This window comes from Marinobacter shunpengi (assembly GCF_045449715.1).
Taxonomy (GTDB): Bacteria; Pseudomonadota; Gammaproteobacteria; order Pseudomonadales; family Oleiphilaceae; genus Marinobacter.
On the sequence record NZ_JBJJLA010000015.1, the window covers coordinates 63,726 to 88,379 of the forward strand.

The following is a 24,654-nucleotide window of genomic DNA, read 5'->3' on the forward strand; positions in this document are numbered from 1 at the left end:
GCGAGTTTCCCTACAACAATCAAGGACACGCCCATGAGTTTCGATACCCCGATCCACCTGTGTGGCCCACTCAGACAACCCCGGCAGATGCTGGCGGACCAGGAATACAGCGGCCACTCCTCCATACACGACGACAGCATGGCGGAAAAACTCGGCTTTCAGGCCGGGCCCATCGAAGGCCCGACCCATTTCAGCCAGTTTACGCCCCTGCTTGAAGCAATCTGGGGAAAAGAGTGGTATGAGCGTGGCTGCTTCTCCGCCCATTTCCAGAACATGGTGGTGGAAGGTGAAAGCGTGCGGGCGTTTGTCGAGCAACCCGCCCCCGGCGCGAAACGGGTCCGGGCGTGGGCCGAGAAGGCGGATGGCACACCGGTTCTGGAAGCCAGTGCCAGCCTGGGTCCCGAAGGCGGCGAGACATTGCTTGAGCAGCGTATGGCCAGGTTACGGCCACCGGAAAAGCTGGTGATCCTGTCCGATCTCCAGGTCGGCATGACTGGTGCGGAGGATGAACCGGTGCGCATGGACGCCGACCAGCACATGGGTAACCTCTACCCCTTCTCGCTGAACCAGAAGCTGGAACGGATTACCGAGCGCTCGCCTTGGTACAGCGACGGCGCCGATTCCCCCTGGGGCCGTGCAATCATCCCCCTGGAGATGGTCAGCGTGCTTGCCGAGTACACCAGCAAGACCGCTAAGTTCCCGGTGAAACAGCCGGCCGTTGGCCTGTTCGCCGACCAGGAAATCCGCATGATCGATGGCCCCCTGTTTGTGGGCGAGGACTACCTGATCCGTCGTGAGATCGTTGCCCTGTCGGAAAGCAAACGCACCGAGTCCTACTGGGTCCGTTCCCGTATCTATGACGCCACCGGCGAGCACCTGAAGGCGGAGATGCTGCTGAACCACGCAACCCTCAAGCATTCCTACCCGCATTACGACGAAGAAGCCGGCTAGGCAACACGGCCCCTTGTGCGGCGGCCCAACGGGTACCGCCGCATGAATGACTACGAGAAAGGAACGGCTCTGTCACCCGATATGGCGGACCAACATGATGACGGAACAGCCGGAATCGACACCGCGATTTGCCGTCGACGCCATGCTCGGGCGACTGGCCCGATGGCTTCGGGCGCTGGGCTTTGACACCACCTACAGTCCTGACATCGACGACCACGACCTGGTCGCCCTTGCCAACTGTGAACAACGGATCCTGCTGACCCGCGACCGGCACCTGATCACCTTTCTGCGACCCGATCAGGGACTGCTGCTCACGTTCGGCCGCCCCCTCACCCAGCTCGACCGGGTGGCCCGGACCTTCGGGCTATCGCCCACCGACGACCTGTTCAACCGCTGCCTGATGTGTAACAGCCGCCTGCGGGCGGCCACCACCGACGAGATCACTGCCCTGGTGCCTGTACGATCCCGCGCACTCCCGGGTCCTTTCCTGGTATGCCCCGGCTGCAGCCGTATCTACTGGCCGGGCTCCCATGTAAAACGCATGCGCCAGTCGCTGGCTGACCTGTTTCCGGAACTACAGGCAGACAATGGCGTGTGAGACGTCGAGTCACGAATCGACAACGGGCGGGCCTATCGCCCGAAATGCTTCCGGTACTCTCGTGGCGTCATACCGGATACCTGCCGGAAGCTGCGCCGGAGGCTGGCCTCATCCGGAAAGCCGAGCCCGTCGGCGATGGCCGCCAGGGGCCGGTCGGTGCTGATGAGCTGTTCCCCCACCTGATTGAGCTTCACCAGCCGCATCAACTGGCCGCACCGGTGGCCGCTCTCTTTCAGCACCCGACGTTGCAGGGTCCTGGGCGAGGTGTGCATGAATTCGGCCAGCCGGTCAATGATGAGGCTGTGGGCGGGCATTTGCTCCACCCAACGGATCACCTCACGTAACCAGAGGCTTTGCCGGAACAGGCCCGGAACGTCCTGCAGGGGCGTGTGGTGGTCCTCCGGCCGAGGCAGCACCATATGCCGGCGGATCTCCTCCACCGCCTGGCCACCGCACTGCTCCTCCAGCAGCGCCAGCCCCAGTGGCAGGTAACCGTTAACGCCTGCGGCGGTATCATCATGGCCAGTGCGAACCAGGGTTTGATGGGGTCGCCAGTCAACCCGGGGGAACCGGCTTCCGGCCAGCTCCCGGAGCCACCAGGTCGTGGTGGCCGGGCCGCCATCCAGGCGACCGGTACGGGCCACCAGGCACACCCCAGTGCAGTAGCTCCACAACCGGGTTGATGCCGGCAATCGAGCCAGGACCTCCACCAGGCCATCATCGGCATCGGTCACGGCATTGCCGGCATCGCGCCACGCACCGGGTACCAGTACACCATCCAGTCTGGATTCACCCAGGCGTTCGGTGGCCAGAGTAATGCCATTGGCAGTCGGCAAGGGGCCACCCGGCTCACTCACCCACTGGCAACGGAATAGCTCACGGCCTGCCCGCTGGTTTACCGCCGTCACCAGGTCGGAGAAACCAAACAGCCCGGCGGGCAGGCAATCCCGGTAAAGCAGCAGACCGATGTTCATATGGCGTTATCCGCATTATTTATGTCGTTAAATGCCATACTAACCACCGGCCAGTCACCGCACAATGATGACGTCTGAAGTAAGGAGGTCGTCATGAACATCACGCAGTTAAGAAACGCCACCATCATCGTGGAGATCGGCGGTCACCACATCCTGGTGGACCCGATGCTGGCTCCCATGGGCGCCATTCCACCCCTGAAGTACGCCACCCGGTCACGCCGCCGCAACCCACTGGTGGGGCTGCCCGTAAACACCAGTGCGGAACTGGAAACCGTCACCCACTGCCTGATCACCCATTGCCAGAAAGGCCACTTTGATCACCTGGACCGGGCCGGGGCAAAGTGGCTGCGCCAGCATGACATCCCCGTGTACTGCATGGCGGAGGACGCCGACTTCCTGTCGCGCAAGGGCCTGTCGGTGGTGCCGCTACAGCCGGGGCTGCGCCAGGCCTTCCTGGGAGGCGAGCTGACTCCGGTGCCCTGCCTTCACGGTCGCGGGCTGGTGGGTCGGTTCATGGCCCATGGCCACGGTTACTTCCTGGAGTTTCCCGGGGAGCCCAGCGTATACATCGCCGGGGACACCATCCTCACCGACGACGTCCGCCGCTGCATCCTGCAGAACCAGCCGGATGTGTGTGTGGTGCCCGCAGGCGGTGCCAACTTCGATATTGGCGGGGAAATTATCATGGGGGTTGAAGATGTCCGGTCGGTAGCCCGGATCAGCACCGGCATCGTGGTGGCCAACCACCTCGAATCCCTGGACCACTGCCCGGTGACCCGGGAACAGATCCGGGCCATGGGCGAGCGGGATAACCTGGGCGCCCGGCTACGGGTGCCAAATGACGGGGAGACGCTGGTATTTACGACGTCCAGCGCCCCGCAGCCATCGACGGATGCCCGAAATATCCCTGTCCTTACCGACGAACTACACGGATAACGAGGTAACCCCCGGCGCTTCAGGCGACGGGGGGAAGTCCAATCCGTGCCTGGCATTATTCTGGGGCTCAACGAGTGGAGCAACGATAGATCATTCAGCAGTGCTCTCAAGAAGTTCTTTCAAGGTCTGGAGGTCTTTCTCAACGGACCGCGCATCTTCTGCGAACTGCGCGTCGGACATTCCAGGTTGACGCAATAAGGTAAAGATGAACTCGCTTCCTTCAGCATTGGGCACAACCCGCATGGGGTTATGGACGACCACCCCCGAATCCAGCTCAACATCATGATCCATAACACCCAGGGTGTTCTCTTCCACAAACCGGATCTTCACCTTACCGAAGGGGGCTTCCGCCACCCATACACCCTCATCCCTTTTAACTTCAGAGCTGGCCAATCCCGCTGCCCAGCGAGGCAGGTTTTCGGGATTGGAAGCAAAAGCATAGACATCCTCCGGGGCACGATGGATGTAGGTGCTGATATGTTGAACGTCTGGCATGGTGAAAAGTTCTCTTTATAGGGCCAGATGCGTGATTCCGGCCATCTGGCTCCTAGTACTGGTATGTCGCGCAAGAACAGCATCCGGATTCGATGTAGGAGCCCTGGCCTTCCTCACCCCGAGCACGATATACATAGTCAATGTCAGGAACACCTGGGCCAACACTGGCCAGAAAATATGGCTCGAATTAATCCGTGATTCCTCGTTTTTGTGTGTACATGACGATGAAGCCTGGTCGCCGGTAAAGTGCGCAGCGATCTAGCGGTCGGTTGGAGGGGATTGTTCGGTACCGGAACGACTCACAAGACGCTTGCCCATGATGCAGAGGCTGTACTCCTTGCCATCCATCGTCGCCACATCCGGCATTCGCCCCCACTCCTGATACCCGAAAACCTGTAACAGGCGCATACTCGGCGTATTGTGAGCGAAGACATAACCGACAAGCGTGTGCACGGCCAGTCGCGGCGCCATCTCTTCAGCCGCCTGCAACAGAATCTTCCCTACCGAGCGACCTTGGTGCTCAGGCGTAATGTAAATGCTTAGCTCAGCCGTATGCTGGTACGCCGGCCTGCCGTAAAAATCTTCAAAGCTTAACCATGCGACAATCCCGGTTTCCTCTTCGTAGACCAGGAGTGGTCGCCGTTCTGGCTGGTGTTTCTCAAACCATTCAAGGCGGGCCTCCGTCGTGACCATTTCCGTATCCGCTGTCGATTGGCGAGTCGGAATCGCGGCGTTGTAGATCTCGACGATCCTTGGTAAATCCTGCCTGGCAGCAACCCTCAGGCCCATCGGCCGCACTCCTTATGACAATTCGAAAGCCTATGCGTATCCCACCGCTCCGCACGCGCGGCTGCGGAACGGAACCAAAGCCGCGATGCAGAGATTCTGGAATCCTATTCATGGCCTGATTATGCAGCATTTAGCGGCTTGATCCGATCCACTTCTTCCTTGACCGACTGAGCCGCCGTCCAAAGATCAACAGATCGCTGCGCATTCAGCCAGAATTCCGGAGAGTTACCAAACAAACGGGCGGATATGATCATGCAGCAAAGTGCATTGCGTCTCGTGACACACGTCAATGAGGCTTGAGAATAACTGCGTTTCGTGACGTCATTCGGTTACGGTAAATGGAGCACGCATAACGCAACAGGGCCGAGGAAAGCCAGGCGTTTCCGGCCTGGCCATCGGTAACCTTATTCCTGCCGGCCCAGGGCGCGGACCGCGTCGGTCATGCGTTCCACCGCTGCATCCAGCTCGTTAAGCCCTGTGGTAACACTGGCAATCCGTTCCTTCTCCACTTCGGAGCCCTCGCGGATGGCATTCATCTGGCCGTGGATGGTCTGGATCAGGCCAGCGTTCTGTTCGACTACGGTGCCAATCTCGTTGGTGGCTTCGGCAGTGCGTTTGGCAAGCTGGCGAACTTCGTCCGCTACCACGGCAAACCCTCGCCCGGATTCGCCGGCCCGGGCCGCTTCAATGGCGGCGTTCAGGGCGAGCAGGTTGGTCTGCTCGGCGATGGCTGAAATGGTGGACACGATCCGGGTGATATTGCCGGCCTGCTGGTTAAGCTGGTCGCTGCTCTCACTGGCGGAGGCGATCTGGCTGGCGATATCATCGGTGCTGGCGACGGCCGCGTCCAGGGAGCGTTTGGCCTGACCGGTGATGGCGGACGTCTCGTCGGATGTGGTGGACGCCACCGCCATGGTCTGCTGGAAGGCCCTGACGCGACTGGTAATGTCGGAGGCAAACTTGATGACCCGGTAGACCTGGCCATCGTCATTGAAGATGGGGTTATAGGTGGCTTCCACCCATACCGGATTGCCCGAGCGGTCCCGCCGTTCGAACTGGCCGGAAAAGAACTCACCGGCGGCCAGTTTGCGCCAGAAGTCCGGATTCTCCCGATAGAAGGCGCCATCGCAGAATATGCGGTGGTGCTGGCCGCTGATCTCGTCGAGATCGTAGCCCATCACCTGGAGGAAGTTACGGTTGGCGCAGAGTATGGTGCCATCCGGCTCGAACTCGATGACCGCCAGTGAGCGGTCCAGGGCGCCAATGCGGGCCTCCCGGTCCTGGAGGGCCTTGCGTTCCTGGGTGATATCCGCCGCCAGCTTGATGACCTTGACCACCTGGCCGTCGACATCCGTGACTGGGAAGTAGCAGGCCTGCAGCCAGCACACTTCGCCGTCGCGGTTCAGCCTTTCAAAGGAACCATTGTGGCCCTCACCATTGGCCAGGCTCTCCCAGAACCGCCGGTAATCATCGCTGTGGACATACTCCGGTTTGCAGAACATCCGGTGATGCTGCCCGACAATCTCGTGCCGTGCGTAGCCGACCACGCCCAGGAAGAGGTCATTGGCATCCAGGATACGACCGTCCGGTGTAAACTCGATATAACCGATGTTGTGACGGATCGCCTCGAATTCCCTGTCCCGGTTCTCTGTCTCGGGTTCATTTGCAGCAATTTTTTCCGAACGTTTCAGCGCGAACAACATCCCTTTTCCCCTTGGCTTCTGCGACAACCCGTTCAGTATGGGTCAGGACGACCGAAAAGATACTCTCAAAATACATGATTTTTGTAACAATTTATGATAGAAACGTTAAGCAAGTTAGCCCAACACCGGCTTCCCGGACGGTTGGTAACCTTGGGTAGCCTCTGGGGAACAGACACGGTAGCTAACTCGCTATCCCCTAGCGCTCCAGCAGGGACCACAACGCCCTGGCTGACGTCTCAAACAGGACCGCATCAAACAACTCACCATGCCTGATGCCAGTTTGCGTGCCCCGGAAGACCTCACCGCCCGTACCGAGGATGCCGGCCTCAATCATCAGGTTGTCCATCAGCCCGAACTGCTCGATCGCCCTGCCCTGGTCATCCACACCCGACAGGCCTGGTTGGGGAACGCGCTGCTGGTAGTCCTCGGCGGACAGGGTGTAGCCGATCATTGGCGTCCCCCGGGCGGCGAGGTAGCCGGACTCAAACACGGTACCGGCATCGGCGCTGGGGCCACGGAAGGGGGTCAGGTTGACCAGGGCACCGTCGCACCGGTCCATCAGGTCCTTGTTGGCCTGGTAGATCGCCAGTGCCTTCTCCGCTGGCGGGGTGTCATCGGGAAGCCACAGCTCATTGTCCATCGGGTCCAGGCCGTACATTCCCATACGCCACAGAATAGACTGCTTTTCGGTGATGATGGCCGTCCGCGTATCCTCATCGAGGAAGACTTCCGGGCCGGCCAGATAGATGGCGGGAGTGTCGATGTCGGGCATGGGAGCTCTCCGGGCGGATATCTGCGAAAACGCCGATTATCCTAACAGTCTGGGAACCAGCCCACGATATAAGGGGCTGTCCGCCATGGCCGAAAGCAATGGCCCGACCGTGGCGGCTGCCATCAGTTCGACAGGTTTTTCGGTTCATGTCAGTTTGCTTACCACCCGTGCAGATGGGGAGAGCTGGTCAGTCCTGGCTTCTCGCATTGGCTCAGTGGTTGCTGGCATGGCCGCCACATTTCATTGCAAATCATTAATTTTGCTGAAATATCTACCGGCACCCAGTCTCTATCTTACTGACATTTTTAATAAACTCCGTCAGTCATGGATATATTTGTCGTTAGAGGAAAGGGTTTTTAGCGTCGACTGAATTAACAGATCATTCTGCATAAATAGCAACCACACATAACGCGCTACTATAATGCGGAATTATTTCATGAAAATCAGATTGATGTGGAAACCTGCCGACCAGCGCCGTGCAGGGACAATATCTATGAATCAACCGGGGGTATTAAGCCTCCCATAACGAAATCGCGCCACTCAACTGTTATTACTTGATTTTTTATTCATTAAGGCGCAGTGGCACGTATTATGCCCTCCATTCAGGGACACCCTGCGTCTGCAGGAAGCAGGTCCTTAAGGGGAGTTATAAAATGGGGTAGCTTCAGTGGTCTTCCGCCCGGCTATATCAACGACCTGACCTTCCTGTTCTTCAGCCTGACCTACCTGGCCGGTGTCCGGTTCAAAAATGACCGCCACTCCCTGAGCCGGGCCGCCTGACCAGCCCGCGCCGGAGGGCGCATAGCAAGGAGCAGACCCATGAAAAAAACCATCCTCTCGCTGGACGGCGGCGGCATACGCGGTGCCGCTACTGCCCGCTTCCTCACACTGGTGGAGAAGGAACTGAAGAAGGACAACCTGGACCTCAGGAAAACCGTGGATCTCTGGGCTGGCACCAGCACCGGGGCCATTATCGCGGTGGCCCTGGCCACCACCGAGTTGACCATGGAACACATCTCGGAACTGTATAACGTGAAGACCGCGAGGATGATCTTTTCGGAGAACAGAGGCTGGTTCGAGCTTGACGGAATCAACGCCCCCAAATACGAAGGCAAGGGCAAGACCAAGGTGCTCAGGGAGTATTTTGGCGACCACACCCTTGATGATGTGCCTGGCAATAAACACGTGCTGGCCGTTGCCCATGGGGTGGAGTGCAATCACCCGGTGGTGCTCAAGAGCACCAAACCGGAATACCGCAAGCTAAAGTCCGCCGATGTGGTGGATGCCTCCTCCGCCGCCCCCACCTATTTCCCTACCAAGCGGGTGCGTTACCTGGAAAGCGGAGACGAGGACTGGCTGGTTGACGGGGGCGTGATCAGCAACAATCCCAGCGTCTGTGCCATGGCCGAGGCGCTTCGCCACTGCGACGGCGCCACCCTGGAAAACCTCCAGGTACTCTCAGTGGGTACCGGCAAACCCACGCGGTTTGTTCCGGGTCAGGATTCAGCGACCTGGGGAGCCCTGGGCTGGATTGGCCACGGCAAGATTTTCAACCTGTTGGGCAATGAACAGGTATCCGCCTATCAGGCCATGACCTTCTGCCGACCGGGACAATACATCCGGGTCAATTCGCCCCTGGCCAGGATGCCCGGCTTCCAACTCACCGTGGCCGACGACATGGACAATATTTCCCCCAAGAACATCAGCAACCTGAAGGCCCTGGGGGAGTTCTGGTTCGATCACTTCGGCGAGGCCGCCGTGGCGTTGCTCAAACAGAACTATGCCGGCGAGTCCCTCGATTCGTTGAGTTGAGAGCGTTATTCGCAGGTAAGAGCTATTCCAGATAATAGTCGAAGGTGGACACCACCCTCACCGTCTTGACGGGCTGCTGTTCAGCGGTCACACCGGGGGCCTGGTCCCGGGCGAGGATCTGGAACACCCCCTGGTTGGCCCGGCGCAGGCCACCCAGCTCGGCATCAGCATCCCGGGCAAACTGCTGTGCGGATTCCCGGGCTGCCGCCGTGGCCTTTGAAATCATGTCCGGCTTGATATCGTTGAGGCGGGTAAACAGGTAGGTTGGACCGGTGGGGCCATAATCCGATGACAGGATCACGCCGGAGTCCACCAGGTCGCTGACGCCCTGGGCGGCCTGGCGCACCTTGTCCACCGCCTCCGTGCGCACCATCAGCACCTGGGTAATGATGAACTTGCGGGCGCCGTTATCCGGCTGGTAAGGATTGGCGTGGGTATCCACCACGTCCATGCGCTGGAGTTCCACCGCGTCCTCGTCGATGGCCTGGAGCTTGAGGAAGGCCATCACGCCATCGCGGCTGCTACGGGCCTTCTCCCGGGCCTCCTCCAGGGTCTCACCGGTGGCGGCGAAGCGTATGGGCCAGAGCGCCAGGTCCGCATTAACCTCCTGCTCGGCTACGCCCTTTACGGTTACGTACCGATCGCCGGTGCGCATTTTCGTCAGGCCATCCTTTAGCAGCGATGCCGACACGATCATTCCCACCCCGAGGATTAACGCCACCAGAACCTTCATTGTCACTCCTTTTCAAGATTGTCCAGGCACCTGAACGGCCCAGCATACCCCACTACTACGCCGTACAGGAACTGCCCTGCGCGCAGACATTAATGCGCGTCAGTTGTCCCAGTGGCTCGGGGGAACCCGCTGAACGTGGATGTGACTGGCCAGCCGGATCGTGGGGCGAATCAGGAACTGGAAGCTGCCGATGATGAACAGCCAGATGGCCACCGTCTCATACTCCGGAAACAGGAAGAGTATGCTGCCCACCAGGAACCAGATCGCGATGAGGAAGTCGTTGGTGATGCTCAGCAGCTCATAGCGACGACGGATCACCAGTTCCTCGTGGCCAATCCTGATGGTCAGCGGTTGGTCGACGTTCGGGTCGGTCATGGCGGCTCCTTCACTCTACGCAGGCCATCGGTTAGTACCGGGAGGTATCCAGCGGCCTGGGTAACCGTCGTCACCAACCGGCCAGGCTGCAGATTTCCATGTAGTTTTCATTGCCTCCATCGTTGCTGTCAAACGCCGTGACCACATACCTCTGTGGCCAACAGGCCTACCCCGGCGCCCCCACCAGCGCCCGGTAGACGTCCACCATGGCCAGGATTACCTCGGTCCGGCTGCGCACCGCCTGGTCCCGGGTGGTGGTGAACTCCTGCTCCGCCGCCAGCAGCTCGAAGTAACCGATAAGCCCCTGCTCATAACGGGTACGGGCCAGTTCCACCGCTGTTCCCGCATCGGTCATGGCCCGCTGCAGGCGCCCTTCCCGTTCCTGGGCCTGCTGGTATCGAACCAATCTGGTTTCCGCCTCTTCCAGCGCGACCAGAACCGCCTGCTGGTAGCCGGCGAGAGCCGCCCGGCTGTCGGCGCCGGCCGCCTCGATACGGGCTCGGACCCGGTCATGGTCCAGGAAGGTCCAGTCGATGCCCAGGACAACGCGGCGGGACTCCGCCGGACCGCTGAGCAGGTCACTGGTGTCCGCTGCCACGGAACCCAGCAGCCCGGCCAGGGTGAAGCGTGGAAACAGGTCGGCGGTGGCCACGCCCTCACGGGCGGTGGCGGCCGCCAGCCGTCGCTCCGCCGCCGCAATATCGGGACGACGTCGCAACACGTTGCCCGGGGTGTCCACCGGAATCTCCGGCAGGGCTTCAGGCAGGCCCACGGCGAGTGACAGGGTTTCCACCAATGCCACCGGCGGCTGGCCGGTCAGCACCGCGATACGGTGCATGGCCGCGCGGATGCCGGCCTGCAGCCGGGGCAGCTCGGCGCTGGTGCGCTCCACCTGGGCACGGGCACGTACCACGTCAAAGTCGGTGCCACGGCCGGCGTCGAGGCGAGCCTCGACAATGTCCAGGGACTGTTGCTGCAACTCCACACTCTGCTGCGCCACCCGGTACTGCTGTTGCAGGCCCCGAAGCTCGAAGTAGCTGCTGGCCAGTTGACCGACCAGCGCCACCTGGACGGTTCCCAGGTCGGCGCCGGCAGCCTCCAGCTCGGCCCTCTGGGCCTCGGTGGCACGGCGCAACCGGCCGAACAGGTCCAGTTCCCATTCGGCGGCCACCCCGACCTGATATCGCTGGATCCGATCGGGACCGGTTCCGGGCGGGGACTGCTCTATGTCCGCCAGGCGTTGCTCGGCAGCTGATCCGCTGGCCGTTACGCTGGGCCACTGGTCCCGTTCGGCGCCGTACAGCAGGGCCGCCGCTCGGTCGTAACGGGCCACGGCGACGGCCAGGTCATGGTTGGCCTCCAGAGTCTGCTCGATCAGTTGTGCCAGCAACGGATCATCGAACCCCTGCCAGAACCGCTGCGGGTTCATCTCTCCGTCCACCGTCTGGCGACCAGCCTCGAACTCTGTCAGCTCCGGCGTCGCTGGCGTCTCGTAGTCCGGCCCCACGGCGCAACCCGCCAGCAGGATCAGCAGACAGGTCATGGTGACGGCCTTAAGCATGGCTACCTCCCGGAAATGCGTTTTCATCCTGATGATCCGTATCCTCACCCTCGCCAGGTGACAGGGTGGATGTGTGGTGGCTCTTCAGTGGACGACTACCGGACAGCTTGCGCAGGGCCACGTAGAACACCGGTGTCAGGAACAATCCGAACAGGGTGACCCCGATCATGCCGGCGAAGACGGCAGTGCCCAGCGCCTCTCGGACCTCCGCGCCGGCACCGGTGGCCAGCACCAACGGCACCACGGCAGCGGTGAAGGTGATGGAGGTCATGATGATGGGCCGCAGCCGCAACCGGCAGGCCTCCAGCGCCGCCTCCACCACACCCCTGCCCTGAAGTTCCAGTTCCCGGGCAAACTCCACGATCAGAATGGCGTTCTTGCAGGCGAGGCCAATCAGCACCACCAAGCCCACCTGGACAAAGATATTGTTGTCGCCACCACCGAACCAGACACCGATCAGCGCGGAGAGCATGCACATGGGCACGATCAGGATGACCGCCAGCGGCAGGGTCCAGCTCTCATAGAGGGCCGCCAGCACCAGGAACACCAGCAGTATGGCGAGCGGGAACACCACCAGAGCGGCATTGCCCTGGGTGGCCTGCTGGTAGCTCAGGTCCGTCCACTCGAAAGCCATGCCAGCCGGCAGCGTCTGCTCCGCCAGGGCCCTCAGCGTGTCCATGGCCTGGGCCGAGGACAGCACCCTGGGGTTTGCCTCGCCGGCCAGGTCCGCCGCCGGATAGCCGTTATAGCGCAGCACCGGGTCCGGCCCGAAGGTCTGACGGATGTCCACCATGGACCCGATGGGCACCATCTCACCCTGGTCATTACGGGTGCGCAGCCGGGCGATGTCCTCGACGCTGTCCCGGTAGGGGGCGTCGGCCTGGGCGATCACCTGCCAGGTACGCCCGAAGCGGTTGAAGTCGTTGACATAGGTGGACCCCAGGTAGGTTTGCAGGGTGGCGAACAGCTCCGTCATCGGTACGCCCTGGGCCTTTGCCTTCAGCCGGTCCACTTCCGCATCCAGTTGCGGTACGTTGGACTGGTAACTGCTGATAGGGTAACCCATGCCCGGTGTCTGGCTGATGGCCCCCTGAAACTGGTTGACCGCATCCTGCAGGGCGCCGTAGCCCAGGTTGCCACGGTCCTCGATAAACAGCTGATAGCCGGAGCCATTACCCAGCCCCAGGATCGGTGGCGGCATGAACGAGAACGCAAAGCCCTCCTTCAGCCCACCGATCTGCTGGTTGATCCGGGCATTGATCTCCTCCGCGCTGAGGCTGCGCTCGTCAAACGGCTTGAGGGGGAAGAACACCACCCCGGTATTGGACGTATTGGTGAACTGCAGGGCGTTCAGCCCCGGGAAGGCGATGGCATGCTCCACCCCTTCCGTCTCCATGGCAATGTCGGTCACCTGTTGCAGCATCTCGTCGGTCCGGTCCAGGGAGGCCCCTTCCGGCAGGATCACCCCGGCCATCAGGTAGAGTTTGTCCTGGACCGGGATAAAGCCCGGAGGCACCGTCCTGAACATCAGGCCGGTACCAACCAGAAGCAGGGCGTAGACCACGAATACCGCGCCACGCCGGCGCAGGGACCGGGACACACCCCCCTGGTACTTTTCAGCACTGGCGTTGAAGAAGCGGTTAAAGGGCCGGAACAGCCAGCCAAACAGGAAGTCGATCACCCTCTGCAGCCGGTCCTTGGGGGCGCTGTGGGGCTTGAGCAACATGGCCGCCAGCGCCGGGGACAGGGTCAGCGAGTTGACGGTGGAGATCACCGTGGAGATGGCGATGGTCACCGCGAACTGCCGGTAGAACTGGCCGGTGACGCCGGACAGGAAGGCCATGGGCACGAACACCGCACACAGCACCAGGCCGATGGCGATGATGGGGCCGGATACTTCCTTCATGGCCTGGTGGGCCGCCGCCAGCGGGCTCAGGCCCTCCTCGATATTGCGTTCGACGTTCTCCACCACCACGATGGCGTCGTCCACCACGATACCGATGGCCAGCACCAGCCCGAACAGGGTCAGGGTATTGATGGTGTAGCCCAGCAGGAAGAGCGCACCAAAGGTACCCACCACGGATACCGGCACCGCCAGCAACGGGATGATCGAGGCCCGCCAGGTCTGCAGGAACAGGGTGACCACCAGCACCACCAGCAATACTGCTTCCAGCAGGGTGGCGACTACGGCTTTTATGGAATCACTCACGAAGATGGTGGTGTCGTAGACGGCCTCGTACTCCACCCCGTCGGGGAACCGGGTCTCCAGCTCGTCCATGGTAGCAACGACCTGCTCACGGATATCCAGGGCATTGGCGCCGGGTGCCTGGAAGATGCCGATGGCCACCGCGTCCTTGCCGTCCAGTTGGGAACGGAGAGTGTAGTCGCCGGCCCCCATCTCCAGACGGGCCACGTCCTCCAGTTGCAGCAGTTCGCCGTTATCGCCCCGCTTGAGGACGATATTCCCGAACTCCTCGACGGTTTCCAGGCGTCCACGGGCGTTGATCAGGGTCAGGAAATCGCTGTCCGGTACCGGTTCGGCGCCAATCTGGCCAGCGGACACCTGCACATTCTGCTCCCGCATGGCCCGGACCACATCGCTGGCGGTCAGCCCCCGGGCGGCGATTCGCTCCGGATCCAGCCAGGCGCGCATGGCGTAGTCACCACCACCGAAGATCTGGGCATCCCCTACCCCCTGGATGCGGGCCAGCCGGTCCCGCACATGCAGCCGCGCATAGTTGCGCAGGTACAGGGTGTCGTAGGTGGCATCCGGTGATGTCAGGTGCACCACCATCAGGAAGGTGGGCGACTGTTTCTGGGTGGTCACTCCCTGGCGTCGCACCGCCTCCGGCAACCGTGCCTCAGCCTGGCTGACGCGATTCTGCACCCGCACCGTGGCCTCCTCGGCGTCGGTACCGGGCCGGAAGGTTACGGTCATCTGCAGCACGCCGTCCGATCCGGCCACGGACTTGAAGTACATCATGTCCTCAACCCCGCTGATGGCTTCTTCCAGCGGCGTTGCCACGGTTTCGGCGATCTCCTTGGGGTTGGCGCCGGGGTAGACGGTACGCACCACCACCGACGGCGGCACCACCTCCGGGTACTCGCTGACCGGCAGGTTGGGGATGGATATCAGGCCGATGGCGAAGATGATAATGGACAGGACCGCCGCAAAGATGGGCCGATCCACGAAAAATCGGGAGAAATTCATGGCAATAACTCCTGGACGACGACCCTGGTTGGCTCGTCGGGTTTACTCGTTAATGTGCCGGATATCAGCCCGGCCGGTTTACGGCCGGGCTGCGGTCAGGGCTGGACTACCGCGATGGTGTCGTCCTGGCGTGTGTCCAGTGCTTCCATGGCAACCCGTTGCGGGTTCACTTCCATCCCGGCCCCGAAGACCTTCTGCACACCATTGACGATGACCCGGTCTCCGCTGCTGAGCCCGTCACGGATCACCAGCAGGTCATCCACCTGCCGACCGGTGGTGACCTGTCGGCGCGCCGTACGGTTGCTGTCATCCACCACGTACACGAACCGTCGGTCCTGGTCGGTGAGGACCGCCTTGCGGGTCACCAGCAGCGCCTGGTCAAGCTCTGCCACCGGCATTTCCACCCGGGCAAACTGGCCAGGCCGGATCAGGCCGTCGGGATTGTCCAGTACCGCCCGGTACTGCAGGGTCCCGGTGCCGGGATCCAGCCGGTTGTCGACGAAGTCGAGCTGGCCCCGGTACGTCTCGCCGTCCCCGCCACCAAGATCAATACGCAGGGCCTGGGCATGGCCGCTAGCCATCAGTTGCCGGCTCTCGAACGCGGTCTTTTCATCCGCCTGGAAGTAAACGTGCACCGGGTTCACCGACACAACCGTGGTCAACAGCGTCTGGTCGGCGTTGGCCAGATTGCCCCGGGTTACCAGGGCACGACCGGTGCGGCCACTGACCGGCGCGATTACCCGGGTGTACTGAAGGTCCAGTTCGGCGGTATCCAGGGCGGCTTCTGCAGCATCCACCCGCGCCCGGGCGTTCATCAGTGCCGCCTGACGCTGGTCATGCTCCTCCCGGGAGATGGCCCGGCTTTCCAGCAGGGTTCTGGCGCGCCTGGCCTCACTGCTCGCCAGCTCCAGCCCGCTCCTGGCCTGGGCCAGATCCGCCCGTGCTGCCTGGGCCCGGGCCTCATAGGGACGTGGGTCAATCTGGAACAGCAGGTCCCCGGCTTCCACCAGTTCCCCCTCCTCAAAGGCCACTTCCTGGATATATCCGCTGACCCGGGGCCGCAAGTCCACCGTTTCCGCAGCCTCGACACGGCCGGTAAACGACTCCCACAGGGTCACCGGCCGGACCACCACTTCGGCCACATCCACCTCCGGTGGCGGTGGCGCGACCGCGGTCTCTTCACTCTGGGCCCGGCATCCGGCCAGCGCCGTTGTCAGCAATAGAGCCAGGGCCAGCGCCCGGCCGAATCCGCTGAGATATCTTCCTGTCAGACTTTCCATGGTTCCTCGCTCCGCATTTTCTTTCGGACCGCCTTTTGGGCGTTCCCGTCCACTGAATGATCCGGGTTGGATCGAACAACAAGTCGGTTGGGTGGGGTTTGATTCGACATCCAATCTATTTCCTCAAGTTAACTTGAGGTCAACCATGACATTCAGGGCTTTTTTCATGATTGTCATAGCTATGGCCTATCATGGCCTCGACCGGTCCAGGGCGGTTACCCCGGAAGATCATCTAAGATAAGGACGCGAGGGATGATGGCGGTAGCGGGTTACTGCCGGAAGATTGCCTGATTCTGTAACTGGCTCTTGTCAGTAATGAAAACCGGGCTGAATGGTGGGAAAAACCGTTATAGTGAATGTACGGTTGCAGTCCTGTTTCACATTTCACTTACCCGTTGATGGCTGGGACGGGGGGGGAGGAACGGGTTGCCGATTTCTGTCTGTTGATTGCCTGATCCTGCAAGGGTACCTGAATAAACGTACGATTCAGGCTGCGAAGGATTATACTTCCGCCGACAAGGAGGAGCGCCGAATGACTGCCATCATGCCCGGATTTTCCACCCGCCCCATTAGCACTACCCAACAACAGCTGGCACGTGTGGTCAGCCAATGGACCAACCAGCAGGGTATACAGGATTCCGCCATCGAAGGCGTGGAGCTGATCCGCAGTGACCAGCCCACCAGCTGCGCTTCTTCGGTGTACGAACCGTCCCTGTGTTTCGTCATTCAGGGCACCAAGACCATAGAGTTCGGTGACCGGCGGATCGAGTACACTCCCCTGACCTACCTGGCCAGCTCCGTTCACCTGCCGGTACTGGGGCGGGTGGAGCACGCCACCCCCGAGCTCCCCTATCTGGCGGCAAAACTGACCGTACCGCCCGAGGAAGTGGCGGACCTGCTGCTGGAACTGGGCGACAAGGTACCCAGGTATGACGCCGGCGATATCTGTAGCGAAGTGGAATGCGGCCTGTGCATGTCACCCATGGATGAGGCCATGCAGGATTCCCTCTACCGGCTGCTGCGGTTACTGGATACTCCGGCGGACATTCCCGTGCTCGCACCCCTGGCCCGACGGGAGATTATCTACCGGAGCCTGATGGGGGAAATGGGGCCGCGCATGCGCAAGTTTGCCGCCACCGACTCCCAGGCACACCGGATTTCCCGGGTCATCTCGGCACTGAAGGATCGTTACGATCGGCCTTTAAGGGTTCGTGAGCTGGCCCGGACCGTCAACATGAGCGAATCCACCCTGTACCACACGTTCAAGCAGGTGACCCGCATGTCGCCCCTGCAATTCCAGAAGAAACTCCGCCTGCACGAGGCGAGGCGGCTGATGCTGGCAGAGGGCCTGGAAGCTGCCACTGCCAGCTATCGGGTCGGCTATGAGAGTCCGTCCCATTTCAGCCGGGAGTACAGCCGCATGTTCGGTGCCCCACCCCGTGCCGACGTTGTCCAGCTCAGGGGTCAGGGACAGGCCACGGAGCCGGCCTGATGTCCTACCCAGGCAGGCGGGCGATCAGCTCGCCTGCCTGGGGACACCTTCGGTCTCGCTGGTGTCGTCCCGGGGCCAGCCGGGGTCGGGACTGAACCGGTCACCATAGCGTTGCGCCAAGGTGTCGAGAGTGCGGCGGATATCCTCGGCTCCCCGCCGGTGGGCATAGGCCATGGGACCTCCCCGGAACGGGGCGAAGCCGGTGCCAAAGATCATGGCGCCGTCTGCCAGGTCCTCGTTGTCGATAACCTCCTCCCTAAGGCAAGCCCGGCAGGCATTAAGCATGGGCAGCAGCAGGCGGTCGAGGGTGTCCTTCGGTGCGCTGGGCACCTTGTCTTCCTTTTCCGCCTTGCCTTTTTTCCAGTGATACAACCCCTTGCCAGTCTTCCGGCCCAGGTCACCGTTTTCCACCATCTCTTCAAGCCATGCCGGCGGAGGTGGCATCGGTGTGTCCAGCCGGTCGCGGAGCATAGTCGCCACGCTGAGGCAGATATCCAGTCCCACCTGGTCGGCCAGTTCCACCGGTCCCACGGGCATGCCGAACTTTTCCGCTTCCCGGTCGATGGTTTCAGCGGCAATGCCTTCATCCAGCATGACCATGGCTTCCATCAGGTAGGGCGTCAGCACACGGTTGACGAGGAACCCTGGGGCCGTGGTCACCGGTGCCGGCAGGCGGTCGATCTGGCCGGTAAAGGCCAGTGCCCGGTGGACCAGGTCCTGGTCCACCTGGTCATGGCTCACCACTTCCACCAGCGGCATCATGGCCACCGGATTGAAGAAGTGCAGGCCCACCAGCCGACCGGGCTCCTTGAGCTTGTCCCGGAGGGTTTCCAGGGGAATGCTGGAAGTGTTGGTGGCCAGGATGGCGGAATCCTTCATTCGCGCCTCGGCCTCTTCGTACACCTTCTGCTTGATCTCCACCTTCTCGGGTACCGCCTCCAGCACCAGATCCGCATGTTCAACCCCGTTATTGCCGAAGTCGGGGATCAGGCGATCGAGGATCTCCCGGCGTTGGTCGGGTGAGCGGTGCTTCCGGTCGCACAAGCCCGATAGCTTGCCAACCGCCTTGGCGACCTTTTCCGGTTCCATATCAAACAGGGTGACGGACAAGCCATTGAACGCGCACCAGCCGGCGATGTCCGCCCCCATCTCGCCGGCGCCCACCACGTGGACATGACGGACCGGTTCCGCATCGGTACGGGTCAGGCCCTTCATTTTTTCCTGCAGGAAGAAGACCCTCACCAGGTTGCGGGAGGTTTCGGTCATCAGCAGGTCGGCAAAGGAGTCCACCTCCGCGCGGAGCATGGCATCGTCGTCACCCCCATGCTTTTCCCACAGGCGAATCAGGGCTTCCGGCGCCGGGTAGTGTTCCGGTGGCGCCTTCTCGGCACTTTTTGACCGCATCTGGCGGGTTTCCAACTGCCTTGCTGGCCCGCTACTGAGCACCCGGCCCCGCAACCCATGGCCGGCGGGATCGATATCACCTTTCACGGCGGCGGCAACCGCAGCCGCCACATGACGTTCCTCCACCACCTGATCGACAATGCCAAGCCTGCGGGCCTTCTGGTGGGGAACCGTCTTGCCGGTGAGCATCAGGGTCATGGCTTCCATGGGGTCAATCAGGCGCGTCAGCCGGGCGGTGCCCCCGAGCCCGGGGTGCAGCCCCAGCTTCACTTCCGGGAAACCAAGTTTGGCCCCGGGGATCGCCAGGCGGTAGTCGCAAGCCAGCGCCAGTTCCAGACCGCCACCCAGGCAGGAGCCGTGGATCACCGCCACGGTGGTATAGGGTGCCTGTTCCAGGCGATTGACCACTTCATGGGCCCGGGCAAGTTTTTCAGCGGCTTCGTTCCGGGACTCCAACTGACTGAACTCGCCAATATCGGCGCCCAGGCAGAAACCGCTGGCCTTGACGGATCGAATCACCAGGCCTTCGGGGCGCTGCTGATCGAGACGTTGCAGGACGGCTTCCAGTTCTTCCAGCACTTCCGTGGAAACCACATTGGCAGAGGCATCCTCTTTGTCGAAGGTCAGCCAGGCAACACCCTGCTGGTCCAGGGCCAGCTTCCAGTGGCTCCATTCCGCGCTATCCGTTGGCTGCTCCGGCCCCCTTTCCATCTCACGGGTGGCCAGTATCTGAAGAATGTGACCGGTCATGGTGTCCTCCTTTCCCTGCAAGGGGCTTTTCGGAAAACGAATGGAACAGCGGCTACAGCGCTTCAATCATCATGGCGCCGGACTGTCCGCCGCCAATACATTCAGTGGCCATACCCTGTTTCAGGCCCTTGCGGCGAAGGGCGTTCATCAGGTGCAGGACGATACGGTTACCGCTGGTGCCGACCGGGTGACCGATGGCCACGGCGCCGCCGTCCACATTCAGCCGTTCCCGGTCCAGTCGCCCCAGGGGCTCATCCAGGTCCAGGGCCGCCCGGGTGAACTCCTCGTCCTCCCAGGCCTCCAGGCAGGCCAACACCTGGGCGGCAAAGGCCTCGTTGATTTCCCACAGGTCCATATCGTTCAGACCCTTGCCATGGCGTTTAAGGATGGCACTGGCGCTAAGCACCGGGCCCAGGCCCATGATCTTCGGATCCAGCGCGGACCATTCGCTGTCCACAATCACGGCCTTGGGTTCAAGGCCGTACTTTTTCACGGCCTCTTCGGAAGCCAGGATCATCCAGCTGGCGCCATCGGTGACCTGGGAGCTGTTACCGGCGGTGACCTTGCCGTAGGGCGGTTCGAACACCGGCTTGAGTCCCGCCAGAGCATCCTCCGAGGTGTCGGGCCGCACCCCGTCGTCGTGCTGGTGGAGGGTGCCGTCCGGTGCCACCGCCGGAATAACCTCGCCCTCCAGCCAGCCCTCGTCCACGGCCCTGGCCAGGCGCTGATGGCTGGTGACGGCGTACCGGTCCGCCGCTTCCCGGCTGATGTTGAATTGCTGGGCCAGCACTTCTGCAGTCTGGCCCATGCTCAGGCCCACCACCGGGTCGGTCAGGCCCTTTTCCAGGCTGATCTGGGGTTTGAAGTCGGTGGGGGAAAAGTCGGCCACCTGACGGGCGTAGTCCTGGGGCGATGAGGCGCTGTTGAGGTCCGCCAGCCAGTCCACCGCATCCCGTCCCAGCACCATAGGCGCATGGCTCAGGGCTTCGGTGCCCCCGGCCAGGATGAGATCGGAACTGCCCTCGCGGATGTACTTGTAGGCGGTATCCAGGGACTGCATTCCCGAACCGCAATTGATCTGTACCGTGAAGGCGGGCATGGCCTCCCCCATGCCCAGCCTCAGAGCCGCCACCCGCGCCGGGTTCATCTCTGACGGAACCACATTCACGCAGCCCAGGATCACCTGGTCATAGGCGTCGGCGGGGATGTTCTGGCGCATCAGCAGGGGGCGACCACACTGCACCGCCAGGTCTACCGGCGAAAATGGCCCCGGCCGGCCCCTGGCCTTCAGGAACGGGGTTCTGGCGCCATCCACGAGATAGACCTTGCGCCGCTCGGGAGAGGAGTTGGACGTGGAGCGTTCTGTTACCGTGCTGGTGGTCATCGGCTTACCTCCGTCGGCTGGACAAACGGGTTGTCTACCCAACACCCTTGACCCGGGCCGCCATAACTTCAAGGGCACCGGGGCAGGGTTTACGGTAAAACCTCAATAACGACCAAAGCTTCGGCGAAGGTTACGATAAGGACAGAGAAGGATCAGGCAACTTTGCGGTCACTACCTGAGGCGCCAAGGCAGGCCAGCATGGGGGCAACTTCCCGGAGCTTCCGGGCTCGGGGCCACAGTTGCTCGGCTTCGGTGAAACCCAGGCGCAGGTAACTGAGCCACTGCTTGATGCGACCGGTGACGAAGCGGTCCTCAAGACGGGTTTGCAGGGCGGCGGCGTAATCCTCGATCAACGCGACGGCTTCGGGCCAGGTCATGGGCACAACCTGCTCCCCTGCCTGGCTGGCCCTGATCCGCCGGGCCAGGTCCGGGCGGGCAATCAGGCCCCGGCCGATCATGACATCGTCACAACCGGAGATGTCCCGGCAGCGCCAGTACTGCTCCACGGTCCAGATTTCACCGTTGGCGATGACCGGGATATCAAGCACCTCCCTCACCCGGGCGATCTCCTCCCAGTACGCCGGCGGTCGGTAACCATCCACCTTGCTGCGGGCATGGATGACCAGTTCGGCGGCACCGGCTTCCTGCAGGGCCTGGCCACAGGCGATGCCCATGGAGCGGTCGTCATAGCCAAGGCGCATCTTGGCGGTGACCGGAATGTGCTCCGGCACGGCCCGGCGGACGGCGGCGGTAATGTTGTGCATCAACTCGGGTTCGCGCATCAGCACGCAGCCGCCCTTGTGTTTGTTGACGGTCTTGGCGGGGCAGCCGAAATTGATATCCACCTGCCCCGCCCCCAGTTCCACGGCGCGAACACCGTGCCGCCCCATCATCTCCGGGTTGGAACCCAGCAACTGGATAGCCACCGGCGTACCCGCCCGGGTCACGCAGCCATGGTGCAGTTCCGGGGCGTACTTGTAGAAGATTCGTGGCGGCAGCATGCCATGGGTGACCCGGATAAACTCGGTCACACTGCGATCGATCCCTCCGACTCCGGTCAGGGTTTCCCGGATGGGGGCGTCAACCAGGCCTTCCATGGGGGCCAGAATGATTCGCATGGATGCTCCCGATAGGGGTCGATGGTCAGGAAATGAACGGGAACGGATTGTAAGGCAATTCGGGGAGTGTGAACAGGCGGGAAAACCGGCGCCCCGAAGGGCGCCGGGTCAGTTTCAGGACTGGACGTCGAAGCGGTCGTTGTTCATGGCCTTGGTCCAGGCGGCCACGAAGTCCTTCACGAACTTCTCTTCGTTGTCGTCCTGGGCGTACACCTCGGCGTAGGCCCGGAGGATGGAGTGGGAACCGAACACCAGGTCCACCCGGGTGGCCGTCCACTTCACCTGGTCAGTCTTCCGGTCACGGACCTCGTAGAGACCATTGCCGGTCGGCTTCCAGGCGTAGGCCATGTCGGTCAGGTTGACAAAGAAGTCGTTGGTCAACTGGCCTTCACGGTCGGTGAACACACCGTGCTTCGTACCGCCATAGTTGGCGCCCAGGGCACGCATGCCACCGATCAGCACGGTCATCTCCGGGGCGGTCAGGCCCATGAGCTGGGCGCGGTCCAGCAGCATTTCCTCCGGCTTGACCACATAGTCCTGCTTCAGCCAGTTGCGGAAGCCATCCGCCAGCGGCTCCAGCGGATCGAAGGACTCCGCATCGGTCATCTCGTCGGTGGCGTCACCGCGGCCTTTGAGGAAAGGCACGCGGATATCGTGGCCCGCGGCCTTCGCGGCTTTCTCGATACCCACGCTGCCAGCGAGCACAATAATGTCAGCAACGCTGGCACCGGTGTCGGCGGAGATCTGCTCATAGACCTTAAGCACCTTGGCCAGGCGCTCGGGCTCGTTGCCTTGCCAGTTCTTCTGGGGCGCAAGGCGGATACGGGCCCCGTTGGCGCCACCGCGCATGTCGGAGCCACGGTAGGTGCGGGCACTGTCCCAGGCGGTGCTGACCATTTCGGCAATGGACAGACCACTGTCGGCGATCTTTTCCTTGACCACTTCCTCGACGTAGTTGGTATTACCTGCCGGGATCGGATCCTGCCAGATCAGGTCTTCGTCCGGCACTTCCGGGCCGATGTAACGCGGCTTCGGACCCATGTCCCGATGGGTCAGTTTGAACCACGCCCGAGCGAAGGCATTCTGGAATTTTTCGGGATTCTTACGGAAATCCTCCAGAATCGCGCGATAGGTCGGGTCCATCTTCATGGCCATGTCGGCATCGGTCATGATCGGGTTGTGGCGGATGGACGGATCACTGGCGTCCACGGGCTTGTCTTCTTCCTTGATGTCGACAGGCTCCCACTGCTGGGCTCCGGCGGGACTCTTACGGAGTTCCCACTCATGGTCCAGCAACATGTCGAAGTACCCCATGTCGAACTTGGTGGGCTCCTTGGTCCAGGCGCCTTCAATACCAGAGCTTACGGCGTTACTGGCCCTGCCGCTCATGTTGGGGTTGTGCCAGCCGAAGCCTTGCTGTTCGACGTCGGCGGCTTCCGGTTCCCGTCCGAGGGCTTCGGCGTCACCATTACCGTGGCACTTGCCAACGGTGTGGCCACCCACTGTCAGGGCAGCGGTTTCCTCGTCGTTCATGGCCATGCGGGCAAAGGTCTCTCTCACCTGCTCGGCGGTCTTGAGCGGATCCGGGTTGCCGTTGACGCCTTCCGGATTCACATAGATCAGGCCCATCTGAACCGCCGCCAGCGGATTTTCCATAGTGCTGGGATCTGCCACGTCCTCGTAACGCTCGTCGGATGGCGCCAGCCACTCCTTTTCCGCTCCCCAGTAGACGTCTTTCTCGGGGTGCCAGATATCCTCGCGGCCAAAGGAGAAACCGAAGGTCTTCAGGCCCATGGTTTCATAGGCAGCATTGCCCGCCAGGATCATCAGATCGGCCCAACTGATTTTGTTGCCGTACTTCTTCTTGATCGGCCACAACAGACGACGTGCCTTATCGAGACTGACGTTGTCGGGCCATGAGGCGAGCGGTGCAAAGCGCTGGTTGCCGGTACCGCCGCCACCACGGCCATCGGCAAGCCGGTAACTGCCGGCCGCGTGCCAGGCCATGCGGATCATCAGGCCGCCATAGTGCCCCCAGTCGGCCGGCCACCAGTCCTGGCTGTCGGTCATCAGCGCGTGCATGTCTTTCTTGAGGGACTCGAAGTCAAGTTTGCGGACTTCCTCGCGATAGTCGAAGTCCTCCCCCATCGGGTCGGTCTTGCGGTCATGCTGGTGCAGGATGTCGAGGTTCAGACCTTCCGGCCACCAGGCGGTGTTGTTCTGGCTTGCTGAAGTGCTACCACCGTGCATGACGGGGCATTTACCGCCACTGTTATTATCTGTCATCGGTCTCTCCTGTTTACTGCATTGGCAAAG

General features: G+C 61.8%; 20 protein-coding genes. 6 read left to right on the plus strand and 14 right to left on the minus strand.

All coding sequences use genetic code 11. The features are described from left to right. The first annotated feature begins 33 nt into the window (after positions 1-33). Positions 34-951 (plus strand): hypothetical protein, encoded by a 918-nt coding sequence (locus tag ACJO3T_RS08355; RefSeq protein WP_406978278.1) that lies wholly within the window; start codon positions 34-36, stop codon positions 949-951. Between the two features lie 94 nt (positions 952-1,045). Beyond that, a complete protein-coding gene (locus tag ACJO3T_RS08360; protein ID WP_406978279.1) occupies positions 1,046-1,549 on the plus strand; it encodes a Mut7-C RNAse domain-containing protein in 504 nt (167 codons plus the stop codon). A 32-nt stretch (positions 1,550-1,581) separates the two neighbouring features. Here ACJO3T_RS08360 and ACJO3T_RS08365 read toward each other — a convergent pair whose 3' ends face one another. After that, entirely contained in the window at positions 1,582-2,523 is a 942-nt protein-coding gene (locus tag ACJO3T_RS08365) for a GlxA family transcriptional regulator (protein WP_406978280.1), read from the minus strand. Between the two features lie 93 nt (positions 2,524-2,616). On the opposite strand from ACJO3T_RS08365, the gene ACJO3T_RS08370 reads away from it, so the two are divergent. Next, positions 2,617-3,459 carry an MBL fold metallo-hydrolase gene (locus tag ACJO3T_RS08370; RefSeq protein ID WP_406964699.1) on the plus strand — a complete coding sequence of 281 codons (843 nt, stop codon included), beginning with the start codon at positions 2,617-2,619 and terminating at the stop codon, positions 3,457-3,459. Between the two features lie 90 nt (positions 3,460-3,549). Here the strand turns inward: ACJO3T_RS08370 and ACJO3T_RS08375 are convergent, their stop codons facing one another. The 4 genes from ACJO3T_RS08375 to ACJO3T_RS08390 all read right to left on the minus strand — a co-directional run bounded on the left by ACJO3T_RS08375 (position 3,550) and on the right by ACJO3T_RS08390 (position 7,218). Further along, positions 3,550-3,954, minus strand: coding sequence for an SRPBCC family protein (locus tag ACJO3T_RS08375; protein ID WP_406978281.1), 405 nt, complete (start codon positions 3,952-3,954; stop codon positions 3,550-3,552). 258 nt (positions 3,955-4,212) lie between these two features. Beyond that, a complete protein-coding gene (locus ACJO3T_RS08380) occupies positions 4,213-4,743 on the minus strand; it encodes a GNAT family N-acetyltransferase (protein WP_406978282.1) in 531 nt (176 codons plus the stop codon). Between the two features lie 404 nt (positions 4,744-5,147). Further along, positions 5,148-6,446, minus strand: a complete 1,299-nt coding sequence (locus tag ACJO3T_RS08385) for a methyl-accepting chemotaxis protein (protein ID WP_406964695.1) — start codon at positions 6,444-6,446, stop codon at positions 5,148-5,150. Positions 6,447-6,642: 196 nt separating this feature from the next. Further along, positions 6,643-7,218, minus strand: a complete 576-nt coding sequence (locus tag ACJO3T_RS08390) for a nucleoside 2-deoxyribosyltransferase (RefSeq protein ID WP_406964694.1) — start codon at positions 7,216-7,218, stop codon at positions 6,643-6,645. Positions 7,219-7,303: 85 nt separating this feature from the next. Here ACJO3T_RS08390 and ACJO3T_RS08395 point away from each other — a divergent pair, with 85 nt between their 5' ends. Continuing rightward, positions 7,304-7,588 carry a hypothetical protein gene (locus ACJO3T_RS08395; RefSeq protein ID WP_406964693.1) on the plus strand — a complete coding sequence of 95 codons (285 nt, stop codon included), beginning with the start codon at positions 7,304-7,306 and terminating at the stop codon, positions 7,586-7,588. Positions 7,589-8,037: 449 nt separating this feature from the next. After that, the gene (locus ACJO3T_RS08400) at positions 8,038-9,030 is read left to right on the plus strand and encodes a patatin-like phospholipase family protein (RefSeq protein WP_406964692.1); all 993 of its coding nucleotides are present in this window, start codon (positions 8,038-8,040) and stop codon (positions 9,028-9,030) included. 22 nt (positions 9,031-9,052) lie between these two features. On the opposite strand, the gene ACJO3T_RS08405 is transcribed toward ACJO3T_RS08400, so the two are convergent. From ACJO3T_RS08405 to ACJO3T_RS08425, 5 genes are all read right to left on the minus strand, one after another. Further along, positions 9,053-9,763: an SIMPL domain-containing protein gene (locus ACJO3T_RS08405; protein ID WP_406964691.1), complete on the minus strand. Its 711-nt coding sequence runs from the start codon at positions 9,761-9,763 to the stop codon at positions 9,053-9,055. 99 nt (positions 9,764-9,862) lie between these two features. Then, positions 9,863-10,138 (minus strand): YrhK family protein, encoded by a 276-nt coding sequence (locus tag ACJO3T_RS08410; protein ID WP_406964690.1) that lies wholly within the window; start codon positions 10,136-10,138, stop codon positions 9,863-9,865. Between the two features lie 166 nt (positions 10,139-10,304). Then, positions 10,305-11,699, minus strand: a complete 1,395-nt coding sequence (locus ACJO3T_RS08415; protein ID WP_406978283.1) for an efflux transporter outer membrane subunit — start codon at positions 11,697-11,699, stop codon at positions 10,305-10,307. Further along, positions 11,692-14,910, minus strand: coding sequence for an efflux RND transporter permease subunit (locus ACJO3T_RS08420; RefSeq protein ID WP_406964688.1), 3,219 nt, complete (start codon positions 14,908-14,910; stop codon positions 11,692-11,694). Before ACJO3T_RS08420 ends, ACJO3T_RS08415 begins: the two co-directional genes overlap by 8 nt. A gap of 95 nt (positions 14,911-15,005) precedes the next feature. After that, positions 15,006-16,190, minus strand: coding sequence for an efflux RND transporter periplasmic adaptor subunit (locus ACJO3T_RS08425; protein WP_406964687.1), 1,185 nt, complete (start codon positions 16,188-16,190; stop codon positions 15,006-15,008). A 532-nt stretch (positions 16,191-16,722) separates the two neighbouring features. Between ACJO3T_RS08425 and ACJO3T_RS08430 the strand changes: the two genes are divergently transcribed. Then, complete coding sequence (locus ACJO3T_RS08430; RefSeq protein WP_406964685.1) at positions 16,723-17,682, plus strand: AraC family transcriptional regulator; 960 nt, start codon at positions 16,723-16,725, stop codon at positions 17,680-17,682. 24 nt (positions 17,683-17,706) lie between these two features. Here ACJO3T_RS08430 and ACJO3T_RS08435 read toward each other — a convergent pair whose 3' ends face one another. The 4 genes from ACJO3T_RS08435 to katG all read right to left on the minus strand — a co-directional run bounded on the left by ACJO3T_RS08435 (position 17,707) and on the right by katG (position 24,624). Then, on the minus strand, positions 17,707-19,836 hold the full coding sequence (locus tag ACJO3T_RS08435) for a 3-hydroxyacyl-CoA dehydrogenase NAD-binding domain-containing protein (protein ID WP_406978284.1): 2,130 nt from the start codon (positions 19,834-19,836) through the stop codon (positions 17,707-17,709). 52 nt (positions 19,837-19,888) lie between these two features. Further along, positions 19,889-21,220 (minus strand): acetyl-CoA C-acetyltransferase, encoded by a 1,332-nt coding sequence (locus ACJO3T_RS08440; RefSeq protein WP_406978285.1) that lies wholly within the window; start codon positions 21,218-21,220, stop codon positions 19,889-19,891. A 152-nt stretch (positions 21,221-21,372) separates the two neighbouring features. After that, positions 21,373-22,338, minus strand: a complete 966-nt coding sequence (locus tag ACJO3T_RS08445) for a tRNA dihydrouridine synthase (RefSeq protein WP_406978286.1) — start codon at positions 22,336-22,338, stop codon at positions 21,373-21,375. A 114-nt stretch (positions 22,339-22,452) separates the two neighbouring features. Continuing rightward, complete coding sequence (gene katG / locus ACJO3T_RS08450; protein WP_406978287.1) at positions 22,453-24,624, minus strand: catalase/peroxidase HPI; 2,172 nt, start codon at positions 24,622-24,624, stop codon at positions 22,453-22,455. Between the last annotated feature and the right edge of the window lie 30 nt (positions 24,625-24,654).